The organism is Alloyangia pacifica (genome assembly GCF_900116195.1).
In the GTDB taxonomy this organism is placed as follows: Bacteria; Pseudomonadota; Alphaproteobacteria; order Rhodobacterales; family Rhodobacteraceae; genus Salipiger; species Salipiger pacificus.
On sequence record NZ_FOZW01000035.1, the window covers coordinates 1 to 3,472 of the forward strand.

General features: G+C 63.5%; 3 protein-coding genes. All 3 read right to left on the minus strand.

Features of this window, described 5'->3' with window-relative positions; translation table 11 throughout:
- Positions 1-139: 139 nt before the first annotated feature.
- Genes BM397_RS28785 through BM397_RS28795 form a run of 3 tightly spaced genes read right to left on the minus strand, consistent with a single transcriptional unit; the run spans position 140 to position 3,076 of the window.
- The gene (locus BM397_RS28785; RefSeq protein ID WP_092431582.1) at positions 140-898 is read right to left on the minus strand and encodes an ABC transporter ATP-binding protein; all 759 of its coding nucleotides are present in this window, start codon (positions 896-898) and stop codon (positions 140-142) included.
- The gene (locus BM397_RS28790; RefSeq protein WP_092431579.1) at positions 892-1,959 is read right to left on the minus strand and encodes a FecCD family ABC transporter permease; all 1,068 of its coding nucleotides are present in this window, start codon (positions 1,957-1,959) and stop codon (positions 892-894) included. The genes BM397_RS28785 and BM397_RS28790 overlap by 7 nt, the downstream gene beginning before the upstream one ends.
- Positions 1,952-3,076: an ABC transporter substrate-binding protein gene (locus BM397_RS28795; RefSeq protein ID WP_092431577.1), complete on the minus strand. Its 1,125-nt coding sequence runs from the start codon at positions 3,074-3,076 to the stop codon at positions 1,952-1,954. Before BM397_RS28795 ends, BM397_RS28790 begins: the two co-directional genes overlap by 8 nt.
- Between the last annotated feature and the right edge of the window lie 396 nt (positions 3,077-3,472).

A 3,472-nucleotide genomic window follows, 5' to 3' on the forward strand; every position in this document is an offset into this window, starting at 1 on the left:
GCATCGCTCAGCCAGAAGAGATCAGACATATCACCGCTCTGTTTTCGCACGGTGAATCATGCCCCTCTGGCACAATCAATGGGTCCTGAGCCTAGGGCTGTTCGACAGGAAAAAGGCCTCGCATAGGGCCTATGTTCTTTTACGAATGCCGCGCATGCCGATCAACCATGAGCTGCGGGATGCCCTTTGAGCAGCACTCGACCCGAGCCTCAACCTCGAAGATGTCGCGCAACAGCTCTGGCGTGATCACCTCACCTGTCGGCCCGCAGGCCGCCAGGCCGCCCTCCGCGATTACCAGACAGGCGTCAGTGAAACGCAGCGCGTGGCCAAGGTCGTGCTGCGCGATCATTACCAGCAGCCCCTGCTCGCGCGCGAGGCCGCGCATCAGCGTCTGCAGTCCGATCTGCCGCGAGAGGTCCAGTGCAGAGGTCGGCTCGTCCATCAGCACGATCTGCGGGCGCTGCACCAGCGCCTGCGCCACGCTGACGATCTGCCGCTGGCCGCCGCTGAGGTCGCCCACCGGGCGCCCGCGCAGCGGTCCCATGTCGAGCAACTCGATCACCCGATCGACCTCGGAATGATCCTCGACCGAGACCTGCAGCCGCCGCCCCTGCATCCGCGCCAGAAGCACCGCTTCGTAGACCGAGAGCGCCGGGCGCGTGCCGTCGTCCTGCGGCATGTAGGCGATGGGCCGGGCGCTCTGTGCGCCCTCGACCCGGACCTCGCCCGCACCCTTGAGGATGCCGAAGATGCGGCGGAAGAGCGTCGACTTGCCCGCCCCGTTGGGACCCAGCAAGGAAACCACCTGCCCCCCCTCGAGACGGGGCGTGCTGATGCCCGAGAGCACCTCACGCCCGCCGTAACTCGCACCGAGCTCGCGCAGTTCGAGGCTTACCATGCGCCGCCCCTCCGGCTGAGGATGAGATAGAGGAAGAAGGGGATGCCGACGATCGCCGTGACGATGCCGATGGGGATCACCGTGCCCGGGATCGCCATCTTCGACAGCACCGAGCCCACCGACAGGATCAGCGCGCCCGAAAGCGCCGCGCCGGGCAGCAGGAAGCGCTGATCCTCGCCCACCAGCATCCGCGCGATATGCGGGCCGACCAGCCCGACGAACCCGATGGTGCCGACGAAGGAGACGGAGACCGCCGCCAGCAGGCTGACGATCATCAGCACCTCGAGCCGCACCCGGCCCGGGCGCACGCCCATGCTCTCGGCCTTGGCATCGCCAAGGCGCATGGCGGTCAGGGCCCAGCCCCGGTGCGCCAGCAGCGGCAGCGACAGCGCAAGCGCGGCAGAGGCGATGGCGAGCTTGGGCCATGTGGCCTTGGTCAGGCTGCCCATGGTCCAGAACACCACCGCGGCCACCGCCTGCTGGCTGGCGAAGAACTGGATCAGCGACATCAACGCGTTGAAGATGAAGACCAGCGCGATGCCCAGCAGGATGATCGTCTCGCTGGTCACCCCGCGCCGCAGGCTGAGCGCGTAGATCGCCAGCGCCGTCAGCATCGCCATCAGGAAGGCGTTGACCGGGATGATGTAGTCGACCGCAAAGGGGAAAAGCGCGACCCCGAAGGCCAGCGCCAGCGCGGCGCCAAAGCCCGCCCCCGCCGAGATGCCCAGCGTGAAGGGGCTGGCGAGCGGGTTGTTGAGGATGCTCTGCATCTGCGTGCCTGCGATCGACAGGCTCGCGCCAACCACCAGCGCCATAAGGGCCACGGGCATGCGGATGTCCCAGACGATCACCTTCATGCGCTCGTCCACGGCGCCCGGCATCACCAGCGTGCGCGTCACCTCGCTCAGAGAATAGCTCGCCGGACCGAGCGCGAGATCGGCGCAGAAGGCCAGCAGGAGCGCCAGGCCGAGGCCCAGCAGGATCAGCTGCCTGCGAAGCACGAGGGCGCGATAGAAATCGCGCCCCGTGTTCGATCCGGTTGCAGATCCGATGTCAGTCATCGTTCAGCGACACCCAGTAGCCGGGCTTGTAGTCCACCGGCAGGAAGCGTTCGTGCAGTTCCTTCAGGGTCGCCTCGGGGTCGAGGTCAGCAAAGAGCTCAGGATGCAGCCAGGTGGCGATCTTCTGCACCGCGACGAAGTAGTAGGGGTTGTCGTAGAACTGGTGCCAGATGGCGTGGAACTGGCCGGTCTCGACCGCATTGATGCCAGTCATCGCGGTGCGCTGGGCCAGCGCCTCCAGCTTGCCGCGCGCCACGTCCATGTCCGAGCCCGGCCCCATGCCGACCCAGTTGCCGCCGGGCACATAAGCGTCCCACTGACCGCCAGTGACGATGACCTGGTCGGGGTTGGCAGCAATGATCTGCTCGGGGTTCAGCGTACCGAAGGTCGAGGGCAGGATGTCGCCCGCGATATTGGTGCCACCGGCGATTTCGACGTATTCGCCGAAGTTGCCGGGACCGAATGTCATGCAGCAATCGTCCGAGTATCCGCCCGCGCGGTCGACGAAGACCTTGGGCCGGTCGAATTCGGCACCGGCAAGCGTGTCGGTCACCCGCGCCATCTGCGCCTCGACGAAGTCGATGTATTCCTCGGCCTGATCGTCCTTGCCCGTCACCTTGCCCATGATGCGCATGGACTCGACGCTGTGCGCCATCGGGTCCTCGCGGAAGTCGACATAGGCAATCGAGATGCCCAGCTTGGCGAGTTTCTCGTCGTAGCCCGCATCTTCTGTCGCCGCCTTGGATTCGAGATTCATCAGCACCAGCTGCGGCTTGAGCGCGGCCGCCTGCTCGACGTCGAAAGTGCCGTCCTTGAAGCCGCCGAAGGTGGGCAGCTCTTTCAGCTGCGGAAATTTCTCGGCGTAGATGTGGTAGCTGTCGGGGTCCGCCTCCAGCAGGTCCTGGCGCCAGCCAACAACCCGCTCGAAGGGATCCTCGCGGTCGAGAATGCCGAGCAGGTAGACCTGCCGCCCTTCGCCGAGGATGATCCGCTCGACCGGCGCATCGACTGTCACCTCGCGCCCCGCGATATCGGTAAAGGACACGGGATCGGCCAGCGCGGCGCCAGTGCAAAGCGTGAAGGTAAGGGCCGCGGAGCAGGCAAGGCGGTGCATCATTGAGGTGTCCTGGGTATATTTTTTTGTCTTGGCGGCGATGTAGATATTTTGACTGTATCAGTCAAAAAAAATTCCTTACAAAAATTGTCAAACTTACAGGCTTCCGTGAGTGCACATGGCTTAGCTGATCGATGGAGTGCGCTCTTATTCGGCACTCATCGGGTTGTGATTGACGGGCGGCGCCTGACAAAATTGGTTATCGCCGTTTCTCCATGGGCAATGCCGTGATGATCGACAGCCAGGAATGTAGCTATGTAGAGATATGGATATATGGCTAAATAATTGAAATATGTTTTCTATTGTAAACTATTAGTTCTTGGTCTCATCATCACGTGTGAATGGCCCCGAGTTTCTTAGACGCCCTCATGTCTCAGTTTCTGCTGCTGCTCGAAGTCG

Excerpts from the sequence above, each read along its gene's own strand:
- BM397_RS28785 (WP_092431582.1), bottom strand. The coding sequence starts at position 898 with ATGGTAAGCCTCGAACTGCGCGAGCTCGGTGCGAGTTACGGCGGGCGT.
- BM397_RS28790 (WP_092431579.1), bottom strand. The coding sequence starts at position 1,959 with ATGACTGACATCGGATCTGCAACCGGATCGAACACGGGGCGCGATTTC.
- BM397_RS28795 (WP_092431577.1), bottom strand. The coding sequence starts at position 3,076 with ATGATGCACCGCCTTGCCTGCTCCGCGGCCCTTACCTTCACGCTTTGC.